Raw genomic sequence first — 23,879 nt, forward strand, 5'->3', positions numbered from 1 at the left:
TCCCCACCCCCCCGTACTCCCCACCGGGCCCCCCGGCCCCCCGCGCCGGGCGCCCCCCCCCCCGGGGGGGCGCCGGTCGTCCCCGGGGCCGCGGGCGGGGGCGGCCCCGCCACGGCCCCCGCGACCCCGGCCGAGGGCCGGCCGGCGGTGGGCCCGCGCGGGGTGCTCTTCCCCGCCGTGCCGTACGCCGCCTGCCCCGGCCAGACCCGGCCCTGGCCCGGCACCGTGGCGATCCGGCCCGAGATCGCGGTCGGCTACCTGGCCGACGTGATCGAGGGCATCGTCGCGGCCGGCTTCCCCCGGCTGCTCATCGTCAACGGGCACGACGCCAACATGTCCACCGTCCGGGCCGCGATGGAGTGGGTCTCCGGGCGGCGCACCGCCAGCCTGCTGCTGGTCAACTGGTTCCAGCTCGTCACCCCCGGCGAGACCACCGAGCTGTACGGCCCGCTGGTCTCGCGCGGGCACGGCGGGGCGTACGAGACCTCCGGGGTGCTCGGGTTCGACCCCGGCGCGGTCCGGCTCGGCGCGGTCGACGACCTGCCGCCGAAGCCGAAGCTGCCGGTGACCCACCCGTACGTGCTGGTGGAGTCCCGGCCCGACCCGTGGCAGGGCTGGTCCGGGCACATCTCGCTGGCCGACGAGCCCGCCGGCCGGCGGGTGCGGGAGCTGGCCGGGACGCGGCTGCGCGAGGTCGTCGCCGCCTGGGTGGCCGCCCCGCCGCCCGCCCCACCCACCGCCGACCCGCTGCCGGACCCGGCCGGCGACCCGGCGCCGGCGCCGGCCCGCGAACCGACCGAGGGCGAACCGACCGAGGGGGCATCGTGACCGTCGACCGGGGACTCGACATCGTCGACTTCCACCTGCACTTCCGCATCGGCGCGGATTCGACCATCCAGGCGTGTGAGCACGCCGCCGGGATGCACCCAGGCGGGGAGCACGAGCGGGCCGTCCGGGCCGCCGGCTCCGCCCCGTACGCCCGGCAGTGGCGGCAGGCCTGGGCCTTCCCCGACCCGGAGCCCCCGGCCGAGCGCTGGCAGGACGAGGCGGACCGGTGGGCCGAGGAGCTGCGCCGGGTGAACGTCCGCCGGGCCGTCTTCGTCACCGGCGGCGGCAACGACACCGTCGCCGACGTCGTCGACCGGCACCCGGACCTGCTGCTCGGCTTCGCCCACCACGACCCGTACGGCCCCGACGCGGCCGGCGAGCTGGACCGCGCGGTGACCGAGCGCGGCCTGCGCGGGCTCAAGCTGTTCGCCCCGCTGCTGCGCGGGCCCCTCGACCACGCCGACCTGGACCCGCTCTGGTCCACCGCCCAGCGGCTCGGCGTGCCGGTGCTGATCCACATCGGGCACTACGGCAGCGCCGGCGGCCTGTCCCACGGCCGGTACGGCGGCCCGGACGAGCTGGCCCGGATGGCCCGCCGGTTCCCCGAGCTGGCCGTGGTGGTGCCGCACTTCGGCGTCCAGCACGTGCAGGATCTGCTCTTCGCCGCCTGGGGCTGCCCGAACATCCACGTCGACACGTCCGGGTCGAACCAGTGGGTGCGCTGGATGCCGTACAAGCTCACGCTGGAGGAGCTGTTCCGGCGCTGCTACGAGACCATCGGCCCGCACCGGATCGTGTACGGCAGCGACTCGTCGTGGTTCCCGCGCGGGTACGTCACCCGCTACCTCGACGACCAGCTCCGGATCTGCCGGGAGCTGGGCCTGCCCGACGACCACCTGGGCGCGATCTTCGCCGGGAACGCCGAGCGCCTGCTCGGCGTGCACGAGTAGACCGGCTGACGTCCGGGCGCGGCGAACAGCGCCGCACCCGGCCTGGAAGGAAGCAGAGACTCCTGATGAGCACACCCGCGCTGACCACCTACCAGCGGTACCACCTGCGGCCGACATACGACCACCACGTCGGGTACCTCTACCCGGCGATGGTGCGGGCCAGCCAGGCGCACGTGGTCATGCTGACCGAGCAGGGGCTGATCCCCGCCGCGCGGGGGGCCCGACTGCTGCGCGGGCTGGCGGAGCTGCGCGCCGACACGGGCCCCGCGCCCGCCTTCGACGGCAGCTTCGAGGACACGTACTACCTCATGGAGAAGCGGATCGCCGAGGCGTGCGGCATCCCCACGTCCGAGCTGGACGTGCAGATGGCGCGCAGCCGCAACGACCTCGACGCCGGGGTGTTCCGGATGCTGCTGCGCGACCAGCTCCTCGGGGTGCTCGACCGGGTGCTCGCCGCCGGGGCCACCGCCCTGGACTCCGCCGACCGGTACGCCGACGTGGTCATCACCGGCTACACCCACCGCCGCCCGGCCCAGCCGACCACCATCGGCCACGCCCTCGCCGGGTACGCCGAGGCCCTGGCCGGCGAGGCCGTCGCGTACGCCGACCTGATCGACCAGATCAACACCTCGCCGCTGGGCTCCTGCGCGTTCGCCGGCACCGACCTGGACATCGCCCCCGCCCGGGTGGCCGAGCTGCTCGGCTTCGGCGGCCTGGTCACCAACTCGTACGAGGCGGTGGCCGGCGCCGACCACCTGGTCCGGGTCGGCACCCTCAACGCGCAGGCCCTGGCCACCGGGGCGCGGCTGGCCCGCACCCTGATGGACTGGCTGACCTGGCGCTGGGTGACCACCCCGGGCGACTTCACCCAGGGCAGCAGCATCATGCCGCAGAAGCGCAACCCGGTGGTGCTGGAGCACCTCGTGTCGATGGCCGGGGCCACCGCCGCCGACGCCGCGAGCGTGCTGAACAACGTGGGCGCGGCCTGGTGGGAGGACTCCAACAACGCCACCACCGACGTGCAGGTGCGCCTGTGGGACAGCAACGACCGCACCGACCGGTTCTTCGCCCTGCTCGGCGGCTTCCTCGCCGAGATCGAGCCGCTGGAGCCGCCGTCGCGCGAGGAGATCGTCGCCTCCGGGGCCACCACCACGGCCGCCGCGGACGCGCTGACCCGGCACGGGGTGCCGTTCCGGGCCGCCCACTCGGTGGTCGGCCGGCTGGTCCGGGGCGGTGCGCCGGACACCTGGACCCCCGAGGGCGTCCGGGCGGCGGCCGATCAGATCACCGACCGGCTCGACGACGACGCGATCGGCGACCTGATCGCCGCCGCCGTCCGCCCCGAGCTGGTGCTCGACCGGGCCCAGGTCGACGGCCCCGGCGCGTACGCCGTCCGGGCCCAGGTGACCGTGCTGCGCGGCACCTTCGACACCGTGGCCGGCCGGCTGGCCGCCGTGCGGGACCGACTGGCCAGGGCCGACGAGGCGCTGGACGCCGTGGCCGCCGAGCGAGCGGCCCGATGAGCGCGGGCGTCGCGGACGCGATCGACGGGACTGAACTGTGAGCGTGCGGCTGGCCGGGCGGGTCGCCCAGCCCGCGCCGGTGGCCGGTGACGCCCCCGTGCTGCTCGGCATCGACTTCGGCGGCACCAAGATGGCCGTCGGGGTGGCCGACGGCGAGGGCCGGCTGCTGGCCTGCGAGCGCGTGCCGACGCACGCCGAACAGGGTGCCCCGCAGGCCCTGGACCGCGCGCTGGACCTGGCCGCGAAGCTGGTGCGGGAGGTCGGCGGCCCGGTCGCGGCGGCCGGGATCGCCTCGCCCGGGGTGGTCCGGCCCGACGGCATAGATCTGGCCCCGAACGTGCCCGGCTGGGACCGGCTGCGGCTGGCCGACGCGGTCCGCGACCGGTTCGGCGTGCCGGCGGTGGCGGTCGACAACGACCTGAACGCCGCCGCCCTCGCCGAGCTGCGCTTCGGCGCGCTCCGCGACGCCGACCCCGGCCTGGTCGTCGGCATCGGCACCGGGGTCGCGGCGGCGCTCACCGTGCGCGGGTCGGTGCTGGCCGGGCACCACGGCGCGGCCGGCGAGATCGGGTACGCCGTGGCGGGCGGCCCGTGGCCCGGCACCATGCTGGAGCTGGAATTCTCCGGCCGGGCGCTGGACCGGCTCGCCGACGAGCTCGGCGTGCCGGGGACCGCCGCCGGGCTGGCCGCCGCCGCCGAGCGGCCCGGCCCGGCCCGGGACGCCCTGACCGCCCGGGTCGACGAGCTGGCCCGCCACCTGGTCACCTGCTGCCTGCTGCTCGACCCGCAGCGGGTGGTGCTGGTGGGCGGGGTGGCCGGCAGCGAGTTGATCCGCGGCCTGCTGGTCGAGCGGCTGGCCGCCGTGCTGCCGTACCGGCCGGACGTGGTGCTCTCCGGCTTCGCCGACGACGCCGCGCTGCTCGGCGCGGTCGTCCTGGCCCGCGAGGCGGTCCCGGCCCCCCGCTGACCCCGCTCGCGAGGCGGTGCCCTCCGGGTGCGGTTGTTGCGGCTCTGGCACCAACAACCGCACCCGGAACCGTCGGTCCGCTCAGCCGGCCGGCCGCCCGGTCAGTCGGCCGTCGGGCGGTGGGCGCGCAGCATCAGCGACACCCCGGGCAGGGAGCGCACCGGCAGGTACCGCTCGGCGGTGACGATGGTCCGTAGCCCCAGGTTGACCACCGGGTTCAGGTCGTCCAGGTCGCTGCCGGTGGACTTCCGCCGACGCCACGCCGCCACCGGCCGGAGCAGCACGTTCCAGCTCCACAGCTCGTCGACCACCAGGCCGGCCTTCTCCACCACGGCGCGCAGCGACGCCCGGTCGTAGCGCCGGACGTGGCCGACCGCCACGTCGTGCGCCGACCAGAGCGCCATGTCGGCCGGTACGGCGATCAGGGCGACGCCGCCGGGGCGCAGGGTGCGGCGGATCTCGGCGGCGGCCAGGTGGTCCTCGTCGAAGTGTTCCAGGATGTCGAACGCGGTCACCAGGCCCAGGCTCGCCGAGGGCAACGGCAGGTGCCGGGCGTCGGCCCGGATCACGTCGAGCCCACGCTCGCGGGCCACCCCGGCGCCCTCCACGCTGTACTCCAGGGCCACCGGACGCCAGCCGTGCGCCCGCAGCACCCGGGTGTTGCCGCCGCCGGCCGCGCCGACGTCCAGCGCCCGCCCGGGGGAGTGGCCGGCGGCGGCCAGCCGGCGCAGCGCCCGGGCCAGCAGGGCCCGCCGCTCCCGGTACCACCAGTGGGTGTCCTCCAGGGCGGCGAGCTTGCGGATCTCGGTCGCTTCCACGGCATGCTCCTCGCAGGGTCTCGGCGGATCCCACCCTAGCGGCCCGGCCCGTCCGCCCCGCCCGGGTGTGCGGAGGTGCCCGGGGCCGGGCGGCGGGCCCAGCGCAGGAACCGACGGAACAGCTCGGTGGGCGGCGGGTCGGCAGGTGTGCCGTGGCCGCACGCGGGTACCCGACGGGTCATCCCGAGGGAGGCGGCAGTGACGAACGAGGCCCCGGACTACTTCCGGCCGGAACACGGCATGGTGCTCACCCACCTGTTGATCGTGCGGGACGTGGAACGCTCGCGTGAGTTCTACCGGACGGTGCTCGGCGCGACGGTGGTACGGGAGCGCCAGCCCGCCATCCTCCGGCTGCACAACAGCTACCTCGTGATCAACGACGAGGGCGGCCCGACCGACGACAAGCCGACCGTCGTCGCCCGGGCGCCGACGGACCCGAACCTGCTCCACAGCGCGCTCAACGTCCGAGTGACCGACGTGCACGCCGTCTACGAGCTGTGGCGCTCGCGGGGCGGACAGTTCCTCACCGAGCCGAAGGACCACGGCGTGGAGATCCGGTGCTACCTGCGCGACCCCGACGGCTATCTCATCGAGCTGGGCCAGGGCACCGGAATCCTCGCCGAAAAAGCTCCCGACTAGCCGCCCCGCCGCCGCGCGACAGATCTTGGAGGATTCCGGCCCCTGGAGGGGCCGTCTCCTTACCCAAGATCTGTCCGGTGCCCGGGCGAAATCGGGGTGCGGTGGCCGGGGGCGGGGTGGGAGTGTGCCGGGCATGGCAGAAGCACAGGGTTTTGCGTACGCCCAGCGGGCGGACGGGTCGGTGGTGATCACGCACCACGGACGGGCGGCCGGCACGCTGCGGGGCGGCCGGGCGGCGGAGTTCCTCGCCGAGGTCGACGGCGACCCGCAACTGGTGATGGCCCGGTGGACCGGCAACTACCGCCGGGGCAACGAACGCGCCGCGCGGCAGCACCCCCGCAACCGAGCCTGACCCGCGACCGGGCCCGAGGCCCAGCCCGGCGACCGGTGTGGACCCGGTGGCCAGCCCGAACAGCACCGTGCCGTGTTCAGGCGACGAAGCGGGTCCGGCGGCGCCTGGCGACCAGGACGCCGCCGACGCCGGCCACGAGCAGCAGCCCGCCGATGCCGGCGATCAGGCCGGTGGAGGAGCCGGTGATCGGCAGGGTGCCGCCGTCACCGCCTCCGCCGCCCCCGCCGGTCGTGGCGAGCTTGACGGTGATCGCGGCCTTGTCGTTGCGCTGGTTCGGGTCGCGGTCGAGGAGCGCCCTCACCTCGCCGGAGGTCCTGGTGGTGAGCTTGTCGATGCGGAGGCTGAACTCGTACTCGGACGCCGCACCCTTGGCGAGGTCCTTCGTGGGCAGGCAGCCGTACTCCTCCGCGCCCGGCCGCCCCCAGTTGTCCGCCGGTTGCCCCATCCAGTCCCCCGAGGAGTACGGGGCGCACAACTTCGGCACGGTCACCGCCGTGGTTCCCACCGGCACGCGAACCGTCACGAGCGGCTTCGTCACCCACACCGGCCAGGCCTCGAAGTACGCCGGGCCCAGGTTCCGCACGCCGGCTCTCACCCTGACCTTGTCGCCGACCTTGCCGGTCACCGTCGAGCCCTCCACGGTCAGGTCCGCGGTGCTGTTGCCGGTGACCCTGATGAAGGACTCGGTGAAGTTGTTCCCGCGCACGTCGGTCTGCGGCACGGCGGCGCGCCGCCCGCCGTCGTCGACCAGGCGCAGCTCCTTGCCGGTCCCCGGTTTGCCGGGGGGCACCGGTGAGTCGGGGTTGTTCTCGATCAGAGCCCAGTCGTCCTTGGTCCGCCAGGTGAGGAAGTTGCTGATCAACGTGCCGGTACGGGCGGCCGCGTCGAGGTGGACCGGCAGCGGATCGGAGAGCCGGTAGCGCCTGCCGGGCTCCAGGTCGGCGTCGAACCGGCAGACGACGGACTGCCCGCCCCGGGAGGCGCAGTTGCTGAAGTTGCCGAGGTAGGGGCTCAACTTGTGGGGACGGAACTCCAGCACCGCGCCGTGCACGATGTTCTGACCGCTGTTGCGGATGATGCCGCGCAGGCTCACATCGGTGCCGGGCTCGCCATCGACCGCGTCCTCGATCTCGGAGTCCAGATCGACATCCTCGCCGACGGTGACGTTGATCGTTCGGTTGGCCTTCCGGCCGGCGTACGTGGCGGTGATCGCCAGTTCGCCCCTGTCGCCCGGGGCGGCACCCGCCTTGGCCATGGCCCGGTAGGAGAAGCGCGGGCGGACCTCCAGGGCCTTCCAGGCCTCGCAGTGCAGCTTGTCGCCGGCCCGGTCGCAGTCCCAGCCGTCCGAGGGCGGTTGCAGGGTGATCAGCCTGTCCACCTTCGACAGGTCGAGTTCGAGGCTGAACGACTGGTCGTCGGGCTTGTCACCGTCCAGGGCAACGTCGATCTCGTGAATCGAGTTGACGACCTCCACGACCAGGATGTCGGCGGCGAGCACCCGGAGCGGGCCGGCCGCGACGGCGGGGGTGGCGGAGACGAGCGCGCCTGCGACGCCGAGCCCGGCCAACCAGCGCAGGGTGGGGTGCTTGAGCATCAAGGAATTCCTCCCGGGCGGGGCCACAAGTGGTCCCTGTCAATATAAGGACTCCTCGACCCGCAGGTCGCCCCCATCGACCGATGGCCTGTGAAAGGGAGGCCGAACGGCTGGACACGCCCTGCGCCCCGCAACGTCGAGAGGGCCCCCTGCTGCGCGGATCGCGTCAACAGGGGGCCCTCTCACAAGCGGTCACAGGCCACGCCGTCCCACTCCTGCTCCGGCCGGGCAGGTGGCCGGGGTCGGCAGCGGCGCGGTCAGTTGGTGCCCGCGCCGCTGCCGGCCGCCTCGTCCGGACAGATCCGCCTCCGAGGGCCCGGATTCTCAGGGCCGGGCGAAGACGAGAGCCACGTTGTGCCCGCCGAAGCCGAACGCGTTGTTCAGCGCGGCGGGGATCTCCATGTGCCGCGCCTTGTGGGCGACCACGTCCAGATCGAGGCCGGCTTCCGGGTCGTCCAGGTTGATCGTCGGGGGGATCACACCGTCGCGGATGGCCAGGATGGTGGCGATCGACTCCAACGCGCCGGCCGCACCGAGCAGGTGACCGGTCATCGACTTGGTGGCGGTGAGCACCGGATGGTCGCCGAGCGCTGCGCGCAGCGCCCCGATCTCCAGCATGTCCCCGACCGGGGTCGAGGTGGCGTGCGCGTTGACATGCACGATGTCGCTCTTCGCGATGCCGGCGTCCGCGACCGCCTTCGCGATCGCCCGGATCGCGCCCTCGCCCTCCGCGTGCGGCTGCACGATGTCGTACGCGTCAGAGGTGATCCCGGCGCCGGCCAGCCGCGCGTACACCCGGGCGCCCCGGGCGGCGGCGTGCTCGGCCCGCTCCAGGACCAGCACGCCCGCGCCCTCGCCGAGCACGAAGCCGTCCCGGCCGGTGTCCCACGGTCGGGAGGCCCGCTCGGGCTCGTCGTTGCGGGTGGACATCGCCCGCATCGAGGCGAACCCGGCGATCGGCAGCGGGTGGATGACCGCCTCGGTGCCGCCGGCCAGCACCACGTCGGCCCGGCCGGAGCGGATGATGTCCAGGCCGAGCGAGATGGCCTCCGCCCCGGTCGCGCAGGCGCTGGCCACCGTGTGCACCCCGGCCTTCGCGCCCAGCTCCAACCCCACCCAGGCGGCGGGACCGTTGGGCATCAGCATCGGGATGGTGTGCGGGGACACCCGTCGAGGGCCGGAGGCCTCCAGGATGTCGTCCTGGGCTAGCAGGGTGGTGGCCCCGCCGATGCCCGAGCCGACGCTGACCGCCAGCCGCTCCGGGTCCAACCCGGAGTCGGCCAGGCCCGCGTCCGCCCAGGCCTGCCTGGCCGCGATGATCGCGATTGCCTCGGAGCGGTCGAGCCGGCGCAGCTTGACCCGGTCCAGCACCTCGGACGGGTCGACGGCGAGCTGCGCGGCGATCCGGACCGGGAGTTGCGCGGCCCACTCCTGGGTGAGCGGACCCACCCCGGAGCGGCCGGCGAGCATGGCGTCCCAGGTCGACGCGACGTCCCCGCCCAGCGGGGTGGTCGCGCCGAGCCCGGTGACGACGACGTCGGAGCGAGCCATGATCAGACCTGCGCCTCGATGTAGCTGACGGCGTCGCCCACGGTCTTCAGGTTCTGCACCTCGTTGTCGGGGATCTTGACACCGAACTTCTCCTCGGCGGCGACCACGACCTCCACCATGGAGAGCGAGTCGACGTCGAGGTCGTCGGTGAAGGACTTGCCCTCGGCCACGTCGTCCGGGTTCACCCCGGCAACCTCTTCGAGGATCTCGGCGAGGCCGGCGGTGATCTCGTCACGGGTCATGGTTGGTGCGTTCCTTTCGATGGTTGGACTCGCCGCGCGACGCGTGCCGGCGGCGTGCGAACGGCCCTGGAAGGGGCCGGACGTCAGGGGCAGCGGACGACCTGACCGGCGTAGGTCAGGCCGCCGCCGAAGCCGAAGAGCAGGACCGGGGCGCCGGAGGGCACCTCCCGGCGCTCGACGAGCTTGGACAGCGCCAGCGGCACGCTCGCCGCCGAGGTGTTGCCCGACTCGATGAGATCCTTCGCGATGATCGCGTTGGGGATGCCGAGCCGCTTGGCGATGCCGTCGATGATCCGGGTGTTGGCCTGGTGCGGCACGAACGCGGCCAGCTCCGACGGGGCGACCCCGGCCCGCTCGCAGGCCTGCAGGGCCAGCGGGGCCAGTTCGGTGGTGGCCCAGCGGAACACCGTCTGGCCCTCCTGCTTGACGTACGGCCGCCAGCCCTCGATGCGTACCGCGTCGCCCTTCTCCGGAACCGAGCCCCAGACCACCGGGCCCACCCCGGCCGGCTCGCCCTCGGCCGTGGCGGTGACCACCGCGGCGCCGGCGCCGTCGGCGAAGATGATGCAGGTGGAGCGGTCGGTCCAGTCGGTGAAGTCGGACAGCTTCTCCGCCCCGATGACGATCGCGTTCCGCGACGCCCCGGCCCGGATCGCGTGGTCGACGGTGCCCAGCGCGTAGGCGAAGCCCGAGCACGCGGTGTTGAGGTCGAACGCGCCCGGTGCGGTGATGCCGAGCTTCGCGGCGACCCGGCAGGCCACGTTCGGGCTGCGGTCGATCGAGGTGCAGGTGGCCACCACGACGAGGTCGATGTCGGCGGCGGTGAGCCCGGAGTTGGCCAGGGCCTTGTCAGCGGCGGCCGCCGCCATGTCGGCCACCGTCTCGTCGCCGGCGATCCGTCGGCTGGCGATGCCGACCCGGTCCCGGATCCACTCGTCGTTGGTCTCGACGAACTGGGCGAGGTCGTCGTTGGTGACGACCCGGGACGGCTGGTAGTGCCCCAGCGCGAGAATCCGGCTGCCAGTCATCAGTGTTGACCCCCGATTCGGGCGAGCGGTTGGCCCGGCGCGACCGGGTCGGTGTGGTGGGCGAGCCACTCGGTGAGCACGCCGCTGTCGTGCGCGGTCACCTCGATCTGGCCCTGCCGGGTGGCGACGTGCCCGATCACCTGACCGGCGCGCAGCGACTCGCCCTCGGCCAGCCCTGCGGCGGGCTCGAAGGTGCCTGCCGAGGGGGACACGACGACCCGGAACCGCCTGGTCGGCCTGTGGCCCGGGGCCGTTCCGTGCCGGGCGATCAGGTCCCGCGCGGCCGGCAGGTCGTTCGGCGTGTTCAGGGTGACGATCTCGGGCAGGCCCGACTCCTTGAGCTCCCGCTTGACCAGGCCCGCGAGGGTGCCGGCCGGCGGCAGCTCGATCACGCCGGTGACGCCGAGGTCGGCGAGGGTGCGCATGCACAGGTCCCAGCGCACCGGCGAGGTGACCTGGCGGACCAGCCGCTGCACCATCTCCCGGCCGTGGGTGACCGCCGCGCCGTCGAGGTCGGACAGCAGGATCCGGGACGGGTCGGCCGGGGTGATCCCGGCGGCCACCGCGCCCAGCGCGTCCTCCGCCGGCGCCATGTACGGGGTGTGGAACGCGCCGGCCACCTTCAGCCGGACCACCCGGGCCTTCGCGGGCGGCTCGGCGGCGAGCTTGTCCAGCCCGTCGAGCGAGCCGGCGGCGACGATCTGCCCGGCGCTGTTGCGGTTGGCCGGCTCCAGCCCGTGCCTGTCGAGGGCGGCGAGCACCTCCTCGGTGTCCCCGCCCAGCACCGCGGCCATGCCCGTCGGCTCCAGCGCGCACGCCGCTGCCATCTCCCGGCCGCGCACCCCGGCGAGGGTGATCGCGGTCTCTGCGGGGAAGACCCCGGCGAGCGCCGCCGCGCCAAGCTCGCCGACGCTGTGCCCGGCCGTGAGTGCGACGTCGTGCATCGGCAGGTGCTCGGCCGCGAGCAGTGCCGCGGCGACCAGCAGCGGCTGGGTGCGGGCGGTGTCCTTGATCTCGTCGGCGTCGGCCGCCGTGCCGAGGTGGACCAGGTCGACGCCGGCCAGCGCCGACCACCACCGCAGCCGTGCCTCGGCACCGGTCAGGTCGAGCCAGGGTGTCAGGAAGCCGGGTTTCTGGGAACCCTGTCCTGGTGAGAGTACGGCGAGCACGGATATGACTCTTCCGGATACTCGCCGGTCACGGTGCTACCGTCCGACACCAAACCGCACTAGAACCTTTGGAGGAACCCTACAAAGATCGGCAACGGTGATGGTCGTTATGTGGACTTTTGCCGGCTTGTGGCGCTTACCGGCTGATTCGCGAGCAGGGGCACCACCGGGTCGAGCCGGCCCACGGTCAGGGCCACCTGGAGGGCGAACGCGTCCCGGGGGATCAGCGGCGAGAACCCGGTCACCTCGGCGATCCGCCGCAGCCGGTAGCGCACCGTGTTCGGGTGCACGAACAGCGCCCGGGCGGCGCTCTCCAGCGTCCCGCCGGCGGCGAAGAACGCGTCCAGGGTCTCCAACAGCTCGCCGCCGGCACGGGCCAGCGGCGCGTACACGTCGTGGCGCAGCAGACGGCGGGCCTCGGCGTCGCCGGCCAGGGCCCGCTCGGGCAGCAGGTCGGCCGCCGGCACCGGGCGCGGCGCGGTCGGCCAGGCCGGGGCCGCCCGGAACCCGGCCAGCGCGGCGCGGGCCGAGTCCGTCGCCTCGTCCAGGCTCGGCACCGCCGGGCCCACCACCACCGGGCCGTCGCCGAACGCGGGCAGCAGCGTCCCGGCGGCGGAAAGCGGGTCGGCTGCCCCGCCGAGCACGATCACCAGCCGGTCGCCGTGCACCCCGCCGATCATCTCCACCCCGATCCGCCGGGCCAGCCGGTACGCGGTGTGCAGCACGGCGGCCACCTCGCCGCCCGGGGAGCGGCCCACCGCGACCGCGACCGGAGGGGCGTCCGACCAGCCCAGCGCGGCGGCGCGGCTGGCCAGGACGTCCGGGGAGTCCCCGCGCAGCAGGGCGTCCACCAGCAGGGCCTGCAACCGCGCGTCCCAGGAGCCGCGCGACTCGGCGGCCCGCGCGTACGCCCGGGCGGCGGAGAAGGCGATCTCCCGGGAGAACCGCAGCACCGCCTCCCGCAGCCGCTGCTCCTCGCCCTCGGCGGCCAGGGCGCCGACCTGCTCCTCCACCACCTCGATGGTCACCTTGACCAGCGCCACCGTCTGCTGGAGGCTGATCGAGCGGGCCAGCGCCTGCGGCGCGGTGGCGAAGACCTCGTCGGAGACCTCCTGGGTGCTGTCGGCCGAGCCGCCGCCCTCGCGCAGCCACTGCACCAGCGACCGGGCGCCGGCCTGGGCCACCAGCATCACCCAGGAGCGCTGGTCGGCCGGGAGCGACCGGAACCAGGGCAACGTCTCGTCCATCCGGGCCACGCTGGCGGTGGCCAGCGCCCCCGCCGCCCGTTCGATCCGGCGCAGCGTGGCCGACAGCTCGATCCCGCCCGGCTCGCTCACCCCCCCAGCCTTCCAGAAGGCCGGGGGCCCCGGTCAACGGCACCGGTGGCGTGGGCCGGCGGCGGGGCCGGCAGGGCCAGCTCCTGCGCCAGGATCGCGGCCTGGACGCGGCTGCGCAGGTCGAGCTTGGCCAGGATCCGGCTGACGTGGGTCTTGGCGGTGCTCTCCGCCATCGCCAGCCGGTCGGCGAGCTGCTGGTTGGACAGGCCCAGCCCGAGGCAGGCCAGCACGTCCCGTTCCCGGGCGGTCAGGCCGGCCACCGCCTCCCGGACGGCGGCCGACGCCCCCGGCGCGGTGGCCGCGAACGCGCTGATCAGCCGCCGGGTCACCGCCGGGGCGATGAATCCCTCGCCCCGGGCCACCGTCCGGACGGCGGCGACCAGAGTGTCCGCCTCGGTGTCCTTCAGCAGGAAGCCGGCCGCCCCGGCCCGCAGCGCGCCGAACACGTACTCGTCGAGGTCGAAGGTGGTCAGCACCAGCACGTCGGCGAGCCGGCCGGCGACGATCTCCCGGGTGGCGGAGATGCCGTCCAGGCGGGGCATCCGTACGTCCAGCACGGCGACGTCGGGGCGCAGTTCGGCGCAGAGCCGCACCGCCTCCTCCCCGTCGGCGGCCTCGCCGACCACCGCGATCCCCGGCGTCCCGGCCAGGATCAGCGCCAACCCGGACCGCACCGCCGCCTGGTCGTCGGCGAGGACCACCCGCACCGGACCGTCCGCGCCATCGCCCCGCCGGCCGGGGAAGGCCGCGTCCGGGCCGCCCACCGCCTCGCCCCCTCGGCCGGGGCCGGCGACGCTCGGGCCGCTCACGCCGGCTCCCCCGTGGGCAGCGCCGCCCGCACCCGCCAGCGCCCGTCGGCCGGGCCGGCGGCGAACTCGCCGCCCAGCAGCACCGCGCGCTCGCGCATCCCGATCAGGCCGGCGCCCGCCCCGGCCAGCCCACCGCCGCCCGCCTGGACCGGGTTCGCCACGGTCACCACCACCTCCGCCGGTCGGTACGTCACGATCAGCTCCGCCTCGCCCGCGCCGTGCTTCAGCGCGTTGGTCAACGACTCCTGCACGATCCGGTACGCCGCCAGGTCCACCCCCACCGGCAGCGGACGCGGCCCGCCGGTCACCTCGGCCCGTACCGTCAGTCCGGTGGCCCGCATCCGGTCCACCAGCAGGTCCAGCTCGTCGAGGCGGACCCGGGTCGCCTCCTCGGCCGGGTCCGCCGTCCCCGGCGTCGGCTCCCGCAGCAGCCCGATGAGCTGGCGCATCTCCGCCATGCCCTGCACGCTGCTCTCCCGGATGACCCGCAGCGCCGAGTTCACCTGCGCCCGGTCCAGCCCCGGCACGGAGAGCGCGGCGGTGGCGTGGATGGCCACCGCGCTGAGGTGGTTGGCCACCACGTCGTGCAGCTCCCGGGCCATCCGGGACCGTTCGGCGCGGACCGCCTCCCGCCGGTCCAGCTCGGTGAGCCGAGCGGTCTGCTCGGCCCGGGCCCGTTCGGCCGCCGCCTGGTCCCGGTACTGCCGCACACTGATCCCGGTCAGCACCGGCAGGACCGCGACCAGCACCACGGGCACGGTGAACGCCACCCCCCGCCAGTTGCCGGACACCAGCGTCCCGGCGCCAGCGGCGAGCAGGCTGAGTGCCACGGCGACCCGCAACAGCCACCGCCACAGCCGGGGCGGGCCGTACACGCAGGAGTCGTAGAGCACCTGGGTGTAGATCAGCGCGGTGCCGAGGGTGGTGCCGAGGGCGACGTCGACGACCAGCGCCGCCGTGCCGAGGGCCAAACCGGTACGGGTGGCCACCCGGCGCAGGCCGACCGCCGCCGACACGGCCAGCAGCGACGGCAGGAAGGCCGCAGCCGGTACGTCGGTGCGCGGGGCGATCGCCAGGTACGAGCCGAGGCTGAGCAGCGCCAGCCCGCCCGTCAGGGAGGCGCCGGCCAGCGCCAGGTCCCGGCCAAGGGTCCCGGAGCCGAGCCAGGGTGGCGGTGGCATGGCCCGATCCCACCACACCCGTCGCCGCGCCGGCTCCGCCCACGGCACGAGGCCGTGGTCCGCCGAAGGAGGTACGGCTCAGCCGTACACCGGGTCAGGACGGCGGCCAGGCGCAAGTACACCGGGGTCATGACGGCGGCCAGGCGCAGGTGCCCCGGGCGGGGCGCCCCGGGTCCATCCTTCGGCGGACCCGGATCTCACCGTCCGCGCCGACGCCGGGGCCCGCGCCGGGCGGCACGCTGGACCTCGACGAACGGGAGGTCGGCGTGCTGGTCGCGGTCATCATCGGGTGCGAGATCGGGTTCTGGGTGGTGCTCGCGGCGGGTCTGGTGGCCCGCTACCCGCTGCGTAGACCGCGCCTCGGCGCGGCGCTGCTGTTCTGCGTACCCGTGATCGACCTGGTGCTGCTCGCGGCGACCGCGCTGGACCTGCGGCGCGGCGCCACCGCGGACGTCACCCACGGCCTGGCCGCCGCCTACCTGGGCTTCTCGGTGGCCTTCGGCCACTCGATGGTGCGCTGGGCCGACCAGCGCTTCGCCCACCGGTTCGCCGGCGGCCCGCCCCCGGTCCGGCCGCCCGAGCACGGCTGGGCGCGCACCCGCCACGAGTGGCGGGAGTGGGGCAAGGGGCTGCTCGGCTGGGCCGTCGCCTGCGCGCTGCTCGGTGCCGCGATCCTCTACGTGGGCGACGCCGAGCGCACCCGTGAGCTGTGGAACTGGATCCAGAAACTCACCCTCGCCATCGCGATCTGGCTGGTCGCCTTCCCGGTCTGGGAGACGATCTTCCCGCGTCGCCCCAAGCGCTGAGGTGGGGTACGCGCCGCACGACGCGTCGGCCCGCCCCAGTACGGTGACAGGGCGCGCGGGCCACGACCGGCCAGGCGCGACGGCGAGCATGAGGAGACCGGGGATGGCGCACGGGGAGGCCGAGTACGGCTGCGCCCAGGGGGAGACCCGCCGGCCGGGCCACCACGACCCCCAGCCGGCGGCCGAGCACCACCGCCGGCTCACCGGCCCGGTCCACCCCGTCGAGCCGACCTCCGGCCGGGCCGCCGAGCGGGCCGAGGACGACGCGCCGGTGCCCCGCCAGCGCACCCCCGAGCCACCCGCCGACGAGCTGGGCCGCGCGGCGGCCTGCCGCAGCGACCTGTCCGGCTGGGCCGGCGCGCACCGGCACGGCCCGGTCCGTCCCCGGCACCGGGCGGTCCGCCGGGAGCGCCCGCCGCGCCGCTGGTGCTGACAGCGGCCTGACGGCCCGCCGCCGGCCCCGCCCCGTGGCGCGGGGTCTGCGGGGCCCACCCGTGCCGGCCCCGCGGTGACCCCGCAGCGGCTAGCGTGAACAGGGTGAAGGCGATCGCGATCGACGCGTACGGCCCCGCCGACCGGCTCGCCGTGCGGGAGCTCCCCGACCCGCCGGTCGGGCCGGACACGGTGCTGGTGCGGGTGCGCGCGGCCGGCGTCAACCCGGTCGACGGGAAGATCCGCGAGGGGCACCTCGACGCGGCCATCCCCGCCCACTTCCCGCTGGTGCCCGGCTGGGACGCGGCCGGCGTGGTGGCCGCGGTGGGCCCGGCGGTGGCCGGGTTCGCGGTGGGCGACGAGGTGATCGGGTACGTCCGCCGCGACGACATCCAGCACGGCACGTACGCGGAGCTGGTGCCGGCCCCGGAGCGGACGGTGGCGGACAAGCCGGTCCGCGCGTCCTGGGCGGAGGCGGCCGGGTTGCCGCTGGCCGGGCTCACCGCGTACCAGGCGCTCCAGCTCACCCGCACCGGGGCGGGGGACACCGTGCTGGTGCACGGCGCGGCCGGCGGGGTCGGGCACCTCGCCGTCCAGATCGCCCGGGCGCTCGGCGCCGGCAAGGTGATCGGCACGGCGGGTGAGGCCAACCACGACTTCGTCCGGTCGCTCGGCGCGGAGCCGGTCAGCTACGGCGACGGGCTGCTCGACCGGGTCCGCACGGTCGCCCCCGACGGGGTGGACGTGGCCCTGGACCTGTTCGGTGGGGCGGCGCTGGACGTCTCGGCCGAGCTGCTGACCCGCCCCGCCCGGCTGGTCTCCACCGCCGACCCCGAACACGTCACCCGCCTCGGCGGCAGCTACCTGTTCGTCAGACCGTCCACGGCGGACCTGAGCGTCCTGGCCGGGCTGGTCGACGCCGGCCGGCTCACCGTCCACGTGGCACGGACGTTCCCGCTGGACCAGGCGGCCGAGGCGCAGCGCCTGGTCGAGCAGGGACACGTCCGGGGCAAGGTGGTCCTGGAGGTCTGACCGGCCGACCGCCCGGCCGGGTAGCGCGGTCGGCTCAGGCGGTTCGGCGGGCGTGGCTCAGCGGGTGCGGCGGCGGATCAGCAGCGCGATCCCGGCCAGCCCGAGGGTGATCACCAGCATCACCCCGACGTTGAGCAGCAGCAGCCGCTGCAACTCGCCGAGGGCCTCGTCGAGGTCCTGGCCCGGGTTCAGCGACTCGTCCGGGGCCACCCGCTCGCCGCCGCCGACGCCGCCGCCGCCGACCGTGTCGGGCTGCAGCTCCAGCGGCACCCCGGCCGTGCGCAGGGTCTCCGACATGTTCAGCCGGCCGAGGAACCAGCCGGCCTTGGCCTTGGGGGACGGGCCCGGCTGCTTCGCCGGCCGGTACACCCGCGGGCCGCCCTTGGCCAGCGGGTACAGGTCGTACGTCTGGGTGGCGATCTCCCCGGCGAACACCACGACCGTGTACTTCGGGCCGAGGTCCTTCGCGGCCGGGCCGGAGGGCGAGCCGGTGCGACCCAGCCAGCTCACCTGGTCGATGACCGCGAGCACGGCGGCGGAGTGGGTGGCGGCCCGCAGCCGCAGCGGCTCGGCGAGCCGGTCGCCGGTGATGTCCACGCCGGCCGGCTGCGGTTTCGGGGCGGCAGGCACCGCCACGCGCGGCGGGCCGGGGGTCCGCGCCGGACCGCCCGCGTGGGCCGGTCCCGTGAGGACCGCCGCCAGCAGCACCCCTGCGGCCAACGCGATCAGCCGCCTCACCTGTCGGACCATCGCCGCCTCCTCGCCCCGTTTCGATTTGGATGGCTTCACTGCGGGTCACGCGCTGGTCGGTCGACGGCGGTGACCATGCCCCCAGGGCGGGTGCCCACCTCTAAGACTGTGCGGAACGTCGATCAGTTGCAGCTACTGGATCGGGAATTGGAACTATCTGCGATCCTGGGCCGACTAACCATCAGCCGTTGATTAGCGGGCGGATAGTACCTTTCCGGAGGGGTTCATGGGGGGCACATTCCCACGTGTGGCGCGTACCTGGCTAGTGGTTCTCGGTGTGTCGCTCGGTGTGTCGCTGGCGCTCCCGGCGTCGCCGGCTTCGGCACACAATTCGCTGACCGGCAGCAATCCGGAGAACGGCGCGCGGGTGGCCGCCGCGCCGCAGCGGATCGAGCTTCGCTTCCTGGCGAAGCCGGACCCGGGTACGACGAAGATCACAGTGACCGGTCCGGACAACGTGGCCGCGCTCGGGGGTGAGCCCACCTTCTCCGGAAGCCGGGTGAGCGTCCCGTTCGCGCCCGGGGCCGCCGGCCGCTACGTCGTCGGGTACCAGGTCGCCTCGGGCGACGGCCACCCGGTCAAGGGCGAGGTGCGGTTCACCCTCACCACCGGCACCCCGGCCGAGCCCCCGTCGTCGCCCCCGACAGCGAGCGCCGCCCCGACGGCCGCGCCGTCGTCACCGGCGGCCACGGCGAGCCCGCCGGCGGCTGCCCCGGCCGCCGCCGAACGCTCCGACGACGACGGCGGCGGTGCCGGTTGGCTCTGGGCGCTCGGCGGGCTCGCCGTCCTCGCGGCCCTCGCCGCCGGCCTCCTGCTGCGCCGCCGCTCGCCCCGCCCCTGACCGGGCGCGCGCCCGGGCGCATCCGGCGAGGGGCCAGCGCCGGCGCGCCCGGGCACCGACGGCGAAGGGCCCGCCGGGTCACCGGCGGGCCCTTCGCGTGCGGGCCGGGGCAGCGTGCGGGTCAGGGCAGGCGGAGACGCGCGGCGCGCAGCCGGGTGAGGGCGCGCTCGCGGCCGAGGACCTCCAGCGACTCGAACAGCGGCAGGCCCACGGTGCGGCCGGTGACCGCGACCCGGACCGGCGCCTGAGCCTTGCCGAGCTTGAGGCCACGCTCCGCGCCGACCGCCTCCAGCGTCGCCTTCAGCGCGTCGGCGTCCCACGACTCCAGCGCCTCGAACGCGACCACCGCCGCGTCCAGCAGTTCGGCCGCGCCCCCCTTCATCGCCTTGGCCCAGGCCGCCTCGTCGATCAGCGGTGCGGCCAGGAAGAGGAAGTCGACGTTCGGCACGATCTCGCTGAGCACGGCGATCCGGGTCTGGGCCAGGGGGGCGACCGCGGCGAACGCGTCCGCGTCGAACTCCTCCGGCTGCCACGGCGGTGGGGCGATGGTGTCGGTGCCGGTCAGCCACGGCTGGCAGGCCGCGACGAACTCGTCCACCGGCAGCGCCCGGATGTAGTCGCCGTTGAACGCGCGCAGCTTCTTCTCGTCGAAGAACGCGGGGGAGGGGTTGACCTCCTCCAGCCGGAACTCCTTTTCGATCACCGACCAGGGCACGATCTCCCGATCGCCGGACGGCGCCCAGCCCAGCAGCATCAGGTAGTTGCGCATCGCGTCGGCGAGGTAGCCCTCGTCCCGGAACGCCTCCAGGGCGACCTTGTCCCGCCGCTTGGACAGCTTCTGCCGCTTCTCGTTGACCACCACCGGCACGTGCGCCCAGATCGGCGGGGTGACCCCGAGGGCGTCCCAGAGAAGCTGCTGCTTCGGGGTGTTGGGCAGGTGCTCCTCGGCCCGGATCACGTGGGTGATCCCCATGGTCATGTCGTCGACGACGTTGGCCAGCAGGAACACCGGCGAGCCGTCGCCCCGGGCGATGACGAAGTCCTCGATCAGCTTGTTCTCGAAGGTCGGCTCGCCGCGGATGAGGTCGACCACCACGGTCTCGCCGGAATCGGGGGTCCGGAAGCGCAGCGCCCGACCCTCGCCCGGTTCCAGCCCCCGGTCGCGGCAGAAGCCGTCGTAGCCCTGGTACTGGGAGCCGGTGCGGGCCTGCACGGCGTCGCGGGTGCAGTCGCAGTAGTACGCCCGGCCGGCCTCGAACAGGCGCTGGGCGGCGGCGCGGTGCTCCCCGGCGTACGACGACTGGAAGTGCGGGCCCTCGTAGCTGCCCCGGGCGATGCCGATCCAGTCCAGCGCCGAGAGGATGCCCTCGGTCCACTCCGGCTTGTTGCGGGCCGCGTCGGTGTCCTCGATGCGGAGCACGAACACCCCGCCCTGCTGCTTGGCGTAGATCCAGTTCTGCAGGGCCGAGCGGGCACCGCCTACGTGGAACATACCGGTCGGGGAAGGGGCGAAGCGCACACGTACCGTCACGTCCCCCAGCCTACGGCCGTCGGCCAGCGGATTCCGCGAGGGGGCCGGGCCACCCCCTCCCGACGGGGTCGGTCAGGCCACCGAGCGGATCTTGACCACCAGGACGCTGCCGAGCAGGGTGACCGCCGCGGTGGCCGCGTACAGGGTGGGGTAGCCGCCCAGGTGCACCACGAGCGGGGCGGACAGTGCCGGGCCGAGCACCTGCGGCGCGGAGTTGGCGATGTTGATCACCCCGAGGTCCTTGGCCCGGTCGGTCGCCGTCGGTAACACCTCGGTGATCAGCGCCGCGTCGACGGACAGGTAGACGCCGTAGCCCGCGCCGAGCAGCAGCGCGGCGACCATGGCCATCGACCAGACCGGGGCGATGGCCAGCAGCGTCGCGGCCACCGCCATCACCAGGCCCGAGGCGATCACGAAGACCTTCCGTCGCCCGGACCGGTCGGACAGCCGTCCGGCGACCACGGCGGTGAGGATCATCCCGAGGGTGTAGAGCAGGATCAGGATCAGCAGCCCACCCTCGGGATCGGGGTGGCGCACCCCGTCGGTGAGGAAGTACAGCAGGTACAGGGTGCCCAGCGCGTTGCCGAGCTGGACCAGGAACCGGGTGATCCAGGCCCAGGCGAAGTCGGGGTGCCGGCGCGGGCTGATCCACATCGAGGCGAGCAGCGTGCGCAGCCGCAGCGCCGGGCGGTGCTCCCGGGGCAGCGGGTCGTCGGCGGTGAGCAGCGCGAACGGCAGCGACAGCAGCAGCACGGCCAGCGCGACCGCGGCGTACCCGGCGGCGTTGCCGGTCACCAGGGCGGTCACCAGCACCGCGCCGAGCACCAGGCCGAGCGACTGCGGGATGCCGATCCAGCCGGAGACGCCACCGCGCTGCACCACCGGCACCCGGTCCGGGATGCCGGCGGTGAGGCTGGCCAGCATCGCGTTGAAGCAGACCTGGGCGGCCACCCAGCCGACCGCCACCCCGGCGATCGTGTTCTGCCGGGCCAGCAGCACCAGGGCGAGCGCCCCGAGGATCGCGCCGCCGGCCGTCCAGACGTGCCGGCGGCCCAGCTCCCGACCGCCCAGCCGCAGGCAGGTCCGGTCCGACAGCGCCCCGGCGAGCGGGTTGGCCAGCACGGCGGCGAGCGCGCCGAGGCCGGTGACCACGGCGAACATGGCCTCCTTGTCGCCCGGGGCGATCCGCTCGATCTGCTGGGGCAGCAGCACCTGGATGGGGGTGAAGAAGGCCATCCACACCCCGAGGTTCGCCGCGAAGATCAGCGCGATCCAGCCCCGCCGAACCGGCGCGATCGGCTCGGCGAGCGCCGCCGGGAGCACGGCCGGCGGCGGGTCGACGGTGGTCACGGCCCTACTCCGCGCTCGGTGTCGCGGGGCCCGCCGGCCGGGTGACGGCGTCGCGGAACCAGGCGTACGACGACTTGGGCGTGCGGGCCCCGGTGGCGAAGTCGACGTGCACCAGGCCGAAGCGTTTGGTGAAGCCCTCCGCCCACTCCCAGTTGTCCAGCAGCGACCAGACGAAGTACCCGGTCACGTCCACGCCGTCGTCGATCGCCGCCCGCACGGCGCGCAGGTGCCCGTCCAGGTAGGCGATCCGCTCCGGGTCGTGGACCCGGCCGTCGGCGTCCGGCGCGTCGTCGTAGGCGCAGCCGCTCTCGGTGACCTGGATCGGCGGCAGCCGGTCGCCGTACCGGTCGCGCAGGCCGGTGAGCAGCTCGCGCAGCCCCTCGGGCGCGACCGGCCAGTCGAACGCGGTGCGCGGGTACCCGGTCAGCTCCACCAGCTCGAACGGCAGCGGCGAGTCCGCGTCGGGGGCCCGTACGCCGGTCGGGTTGTAGTAGTTGACGCCGAGCACGTCGATCGGCGCGGCGATCACCGCGAGGTCTCCGTCCTGGACGGCCCCCGTGTCGGCCCCGGGGACGTCGGGGTGGCCGAGGCCGAGCAGCGGGTCGGTGAACAGCCGGTTGTGCAGTGCGTCGTACGCGTCGGCGGCGGCCCGGTCGGCGTCGGTGTCGCCGGCCACCCGCACGGGCGAGTAGTTGTTGGTGATGGCCACCGGGCTCGTGGTGCGGGCGCGCAGCGCGGCGACGGCCAGGCCGTGCCCGAGAAGCTGGTGGTGGGCCACCGGGAACGCGTCGAACAGCAGCGTCCGGCCGGGGGCGTGCTGGCCGGTGCCGTAGCCGAGGCTCATGTGGACGAACGGCTCGTTGAGGGTGATCCACAGCTTGACCCGGTCGCCGAGCCGGGCAGCCACCAGGTCGGCGTACTCCGCGAACCGGGCGGCGGTGTCCCGGTTCAGCCAGCCGCCCGCGTCCTCCAGCGGCTGCGGCAGGTCCCAGTGGTACAGGGTGGCGACCGGGTCGATGCCGGCGGCGGCCAGGTCGTCGACGAGCCGGTCGTAGAAGTCCAGGCCGGCGGCGTTGGCCGGGCCGGTGCCGCCGGGCTGGACCCGGGGCCAGGCGACCGAGAACCGGTACGCCGACACGCCGAGCCCGGCCATCAGCGCGACGTCCTCGCCGGTCCGGTGCCAGTGGTCGCAGGCGACGTCGCCGGTGCTGCCGTCGGCGACCAGCCCCGGGGTGTGCGCGAAGGTGTCCCAGATGGACGGCCCGCGTCCGGCGGCGGTCGTCGCCCCCTCGATCTGGTAGGCGGAGGTGGCGACGCCCCAGCGGAATCCGGCCGGGAACTCGGGCAGCGGCTCGGTGGTCATGCACCCTCCAGGCGAGTCGAGAACCGACGGCGTTCGTGGGTCCGCGGGGACGCCGGGAGCGCGACCCGCGAAACGCGAAACGTGTTCGGACTCTAGGCCCCCGACCGCCGATCGCGCCATAGGCGGCCGGCGATCGGTGCGCAAGGGTTTTCGGCGTGTCTTTTCCGAAGAAGTCCTAGTAAGTCCGTTTTCGTGCATAGAGTGCGGAATATCGCGGATGTCCTCAGTGGGGGAAAGAACGAAAATGATCCTCGTGGAACGCAGTACGCACGTGGCGGCGCCGGTGGAAGCGGTCTGGGAAGTCGTCCAGCGGGCCGAGCAGTTGCCGGCCTGGCTGGCGGGGGTCCGTGCGGCCGAGGTGCTCTCGGGAGAGGGCTTCGGTCGCCGGCAGCTGGTCCAGGCCGGGCGCGGGTCGGCGCACGAGGCCGAGGTGATCGCCTACCAGGAGCCGAACCTGATCGGCTGGCGGGAGCGCGCCAAGGGCGCCGGTGCCCGGGCCGAGGCCCGGACCGAGATCTACGTCCAGCTCACCGGGGACGAGGAGCAGGGCGGGACCGTCGTGCGGCTCATCGTCGTACGCTGGCCGGCCGGCCCGGTCAAGGCCGCCCTGCTCCGGCTCGGGTTGCGTCGGGTCGGCGCCGACCTGGAGGACTCGCTGGCCCGGCTCACCGATCTGGCCGCCGTCGGCTGACCGGGCCCGTCCCGGCGTCACCCGCGATGAAGATGGTCCGGCGTCCCCGCCAGGGATGCCGGACCATCACCCTGCCAGGGGTGGGGCAGACGAAG

At 74.7% G+C, this 23,879-nt stretch carries 24 protein-coding genes; 11 read left to right on the plus strand and 13 right to left on the minus strand.

Going from position 1 to position 23,879, the window contains the following annotated elements; genetic code table 11:
- The first annotated feature begins 147 nt into the window (after window positions 1-147).
- The 4 genes from ABT023_RS06995 to ABT023_RS07010 all read left to right on the plus strand — a co-directional run bounded on the left by ABT023_RS06995 (window position 148) and on the right by ABT023_RS07010 (window position 4,268).
- Window positions 148-828 (plus strand): creatininase family protein, encoded by a 681-nt coding sequence (locus ABT023_RS06995; RefSeq protein ID WP_350882559.1) that lies wholly within the window; start codon window positions 148-150, stop codon window positions 826-828.
- Complete coding sequence (locus ABT023_RS07000; RefSeq protein WP_350882561.1) at window positions 825-1,778, plus strand: amidohydrolase family protein; 954 nt, start codon at window positions 825-827, stop codon at window positions 1,776-1,778. The genes ABT023_RS06995 and ABT023_RS07000 overlap by 4 nt, the downstream gene beginning before the upstream one ends.
- Before the next feature lie 65 nt (window positions 1,779-1,843).
- Window positions 1,844-3,301 carry an argininosuccinate lyase gene (locus tag ABT023_RS07005; protein ID WP_350882563.1) on the plus strand — a complete coding sequence of 486 codons (1,458 nt, stop codon included), beginning with the start codon at window positions 1,844-1,846 and terminating at the stop codon, window positions 3,299-3,301.
- Window positions 3,302-3,338: 37 nt separating this feature from the next.
- Window positions 3,339-4,268: an ROK family protein gene (locus tag ABT023_RS07010; RefSeq protein ID WP_350882565.1), complete on the plus strand. Its 930-nt coding sequence runs from the start codon at window positions 3,339-3,341 to the stop codon at window positions 4,266-4,268.
- Between the two features lie 101 nt (window positions 4,269-4,369).
- Here ABT023_RS07010 and ABT023_RS07015 read toward each other — a convergent pair whose 3' ends face one another.
- Window positions 4,370-5,086: a class I SAM-dependent methyltransferase gene (locus ABT023_RS07015; protein ID WP_350882567.1), complete on the minus strand. Its 717-nt coding sequence runs from the start codon at window positions 5,084-5,086 to the stop codon at window positions 4,370-4,372.
- 198 nt (window positions 5,087-5,284) lie between these two features.
- On the opposite strand from ABT023_RS07015, the gene ABT023_RS07020 reads away from it, so the two are divergent.
- Together ABT023_RS07020 and ABT023_RS07025 are read left to right on the plus strand one after the other, a co-directional pair.
- Window positions 5,285-5,725 (plus strand): VOC family protein, encoded by a 441-nt coding sequence (locus ABT023_RS07020; protein WP_350882569.1) that lies wholly within the window; start codon window positions 5,285-5,287, stop codon window positions 5,723-5,725.
- A gap of 133 nt (window positions 5,726-5,858) precedes the next feature.
- Window positions 5,859-6,077 carry a hypothetical protein gene (locus ABT023_RS07025; RefSeq protein WP_350882571.1) on the plus strand — a complete coding sequence of 73 codons (219 nt, stop codon included), beginning with the start codon at window positions 5,859-5,861 and terminating at the stop codon, window positions 6,075-6,077.
- Between the two features lie 76 nt (window positions 6,078-6,153).
- On the opposite strand, the gene ABT023_RS07030 is transcribed toward ABT023_RS07025, so the two are convergent.
- The 8 genes from ABT023_RS07030 to ABT023_RS07065 form a co-directional block, all read right to left on the minus strand.
- A complete protein-coding gene (locus ABT023_RS07030) occupies window positions 6,154-7,671 on the minus strand; it encodes an LPXTG cell wall anchor domain-containing protein (RefSeq protein WP_350882573.1) in 1,518 nt (505 codons plus the stop codon).
- 324 nt (window positions 7,672-7,995) lie between these two features.
- Entirely contained in the window at window positions 7,996-9,222 is a 1,227-nt protein-coding gene (gene fabF / locus ABT023_RS07035; RefSeq protein WP_350882575.1) for a beta-ketoacyl-ACP synthase II, read from the minus strand.
- Window positions 9,223-9,224: 2 nt separating this feature from the next.
- Window positions 9,225-9,464, minus strand: a complete 240-nt coding sequence (locus ABT023_RS07040; protein WP_350882577.1) for an acyl carrier protein — start codon at window positions 9,462-9,464, stop codon at window positions 9,225-9,227.
- Between the two features lie 83 nt (window positions 9,465-9,547).
- Window positions 9,548-10,492, minus strand: coding sequence for a beta-ketoacyl-ACP synthase III (locus tag ABT023_RS07045; protein ID WP_350882579.1), 945 nt, complete (start codon window positions 10,490-10,492; stop codon window positions 9,548-9,550).
- Window positions 10,492-11,661: an acyltransferase domain-containing protein gene (locus tag ABT023_RS07050; protein WP_350882581.1), complete on the minus strand. Its 1,170-nt coding sequence runs from the start codon at window positions 11,659-11,661 to the stop codon at window positions 10,492-10,494. The genes ABT023_RS07045 and ABT023_RS07050 overlap by 1 nt, the downstream gene beginning before the upstream one ends.
- 107 nt (window positions 11,662-11,768) lie before the next feature.
- On the minus strand, window positions 11,769-12,998 hold the full coding sequence (locus ABT023_RS07055; protein WP_350882583.1) for a PucR family transcriptional regulator: 1,230 nt from the start codon (window positions 12,996-12,998) through the stop codon (window positions 11,769-11,771).
- Window positions 12,995-13,705, minus strand: a complete 711-nt coding sequence (locus ABT023_RS07060; RefSeq protein WP_350882920.1) for a response regulator — start codon at window positions 13,703-13,705, stop codon at window positions 12,995-12,997. Before ABT023_RS07060 ends, ABT023_RS07055 begins: the two co-directional genes overlap by 4 nt.
- A 98-nt stretch (window positions 13,706-13,803) precedes the next feature.
- Window positions 13,804-14,988 (minus strand): sensor histidine kinase, encoded by a 1,185-nt coding sequence (locus tag ABT023_RS07065; RefSeq protein WP_350882585.1) that lies wholly within the window; start codon window positions 14,986-14,988, stop codon window positions 13,804-13,806.
- A 266-nt stretch (window positions 14,989-15,254) separates the two neighbouring features.
- Here ABT023_RS07065 and ABT023_RS07070 point away from each other — a divergent pair, with 266 nt between their 5' ends.
- The 3 genes from ABT023_RS07070 to ABT023_RS07080 all read left to right on the plus strand — a co-directional run bounded on the left by ABT023_RS07070 (window position 15,255) and on the right by ABT023_RS07080 (window position 17,258).
- Window positions 15,255-15,794 (plus strand): hypothetical protein, encoded by a 540-nt coding sequence (locus tag ABT023_RS07070; protein WP_350882587.1) that lies wholly within the window; start codon window positions 15,255-15,257, stop codon window positions 15,792-15,794.
- 103 nt (window positions 15,795-15,897) lie between these two features.
- On the plus strand, window positions 15,898-16,227 hold the full coding sequence (locus tag ABT023_RS07075) for a hypothetical protein (protein ID WP_350882588.1): 330 nt from the start codon (window positions 15,898-15,900) through the stop codon (window positions 16,225-16,227).
- Window positions 16,228-16,331: 104 nt separating this feature from the next.
- The gene (locus ABT023_RS07080; protein ID WP_350882590.1) at window positions 16,332-17,258 is read left to right on the plus strand and encodes an NADP-dependent oxidoreductase; all 927 of its coding nucleotides are present in this window, start codon (window positions 16,332-16,334) and stop codon (window positions 17,256-17,258) included.
- 57 nt (window positions 17,259-17,315) lie between these two features.
- Here the strand turns inward: ABT023_RS07080 and ABT023_RS07085 are convergent, their stop codons facing one another.
- Window positions 17,316-18,008: a hypothetical protein gene (locus ABT023_RS07085; protein ID WP_350882592.1), complete on the minus strand. Its 693-nt coding sequence runs from the start codon at window positions 18,006-18,008 to the stop codon at window positions 17,316-17,318.
- A 277-nt stretch (window positions 18,009-18,285) separates the two neighbouring features.
- On the opposite strand from ABT023_RS07085, the gene ABT023_RS07090 reads away from it, so the two are divergent.
- Window positions 18,286-18,849, plus strand: a complete 564-nt coding sequence (locus ABT023_RS07090) for a copper resistance CopC family protein (protein WP_350882594.1) — start codon at window positions 18,286-18,288, stop codon at window positions 18,847-18,849.
- 121 nt (window positions 18,850-18,970) lie between these two features.
- Here ABT023_RS07090 and gltX read toward each other — a convergent pair whose 3' ends face one another.
- From gltX to ABT023_RS07105, 3 genes are all read right to left on the minus strand, one after another.
- On the minus strand, window positions 18,971-20,380 hold the full coding sequence (gene gltX / locus ABT023_RS07095; protein ID WP_350882596.1) for a glutamate--tRNA ligase: 1,410 nt from the start codon (window positions 20,378-20,380) through the stop codon (window positions 18,971-18,973).
- A 72-nt stretch (window positions 20,381-20,452) separates the two neighbouring features.
- A complete protein-coding gene (locus ABT023_RS07100) occupies window positions 20,453-21,730 on the minus strand; it encodes an MFS transporter (RefSeq protein ID WP_350882598.1) in 1,278 nt (425 codons plus the stop codon).
- Between the two features lie 4 nt (window positions 21,731-21,734).
- Window positions 21,735-23,093 carry a GH1 family beta-glucosidase gene (locus tag ABT023_RS07105; RefSeq protein WP_350882600.1) on the minus strand — a complete coding sequence of 453 codons (1,359 nt, stop codon included), beginning with the start codon at window positions 23,091-23,093 and terminating at the stop codon, window positions 21,735-21,737.
- Window positions 23,094-23,337: 244 nt separating this feature from the next.
- Here ABT023_RS07105 and ABT023_RS07110 point away from each other — a divergent pair, with 244 nt between their 5' ends.
- Complete coding sequence (locus ABT023_RS07110) at window positions 23,338-23,784, plus strand: SRPBCC family protein (RefSeq protein WP_350882602.1); 447 nt, start codon at window positions 23,338-23,340, stop codon at window positions 23,782-23,784.
- The last annotated feature ends 95 nt before the right edge of the window (window positions 23,785-23,879 follow it).

Origin of the sequence: Micromonospora sp. NPDC002296 (assembly GCF_040296145.1) — a bacterium.
In the GTDB taxonomy this organism is placed as follows: domain Bacteria; phylum Actinomycetota; class Actinomycetes; order Mycobacteriales; family Micromonosporaceae; genus Micromonospora.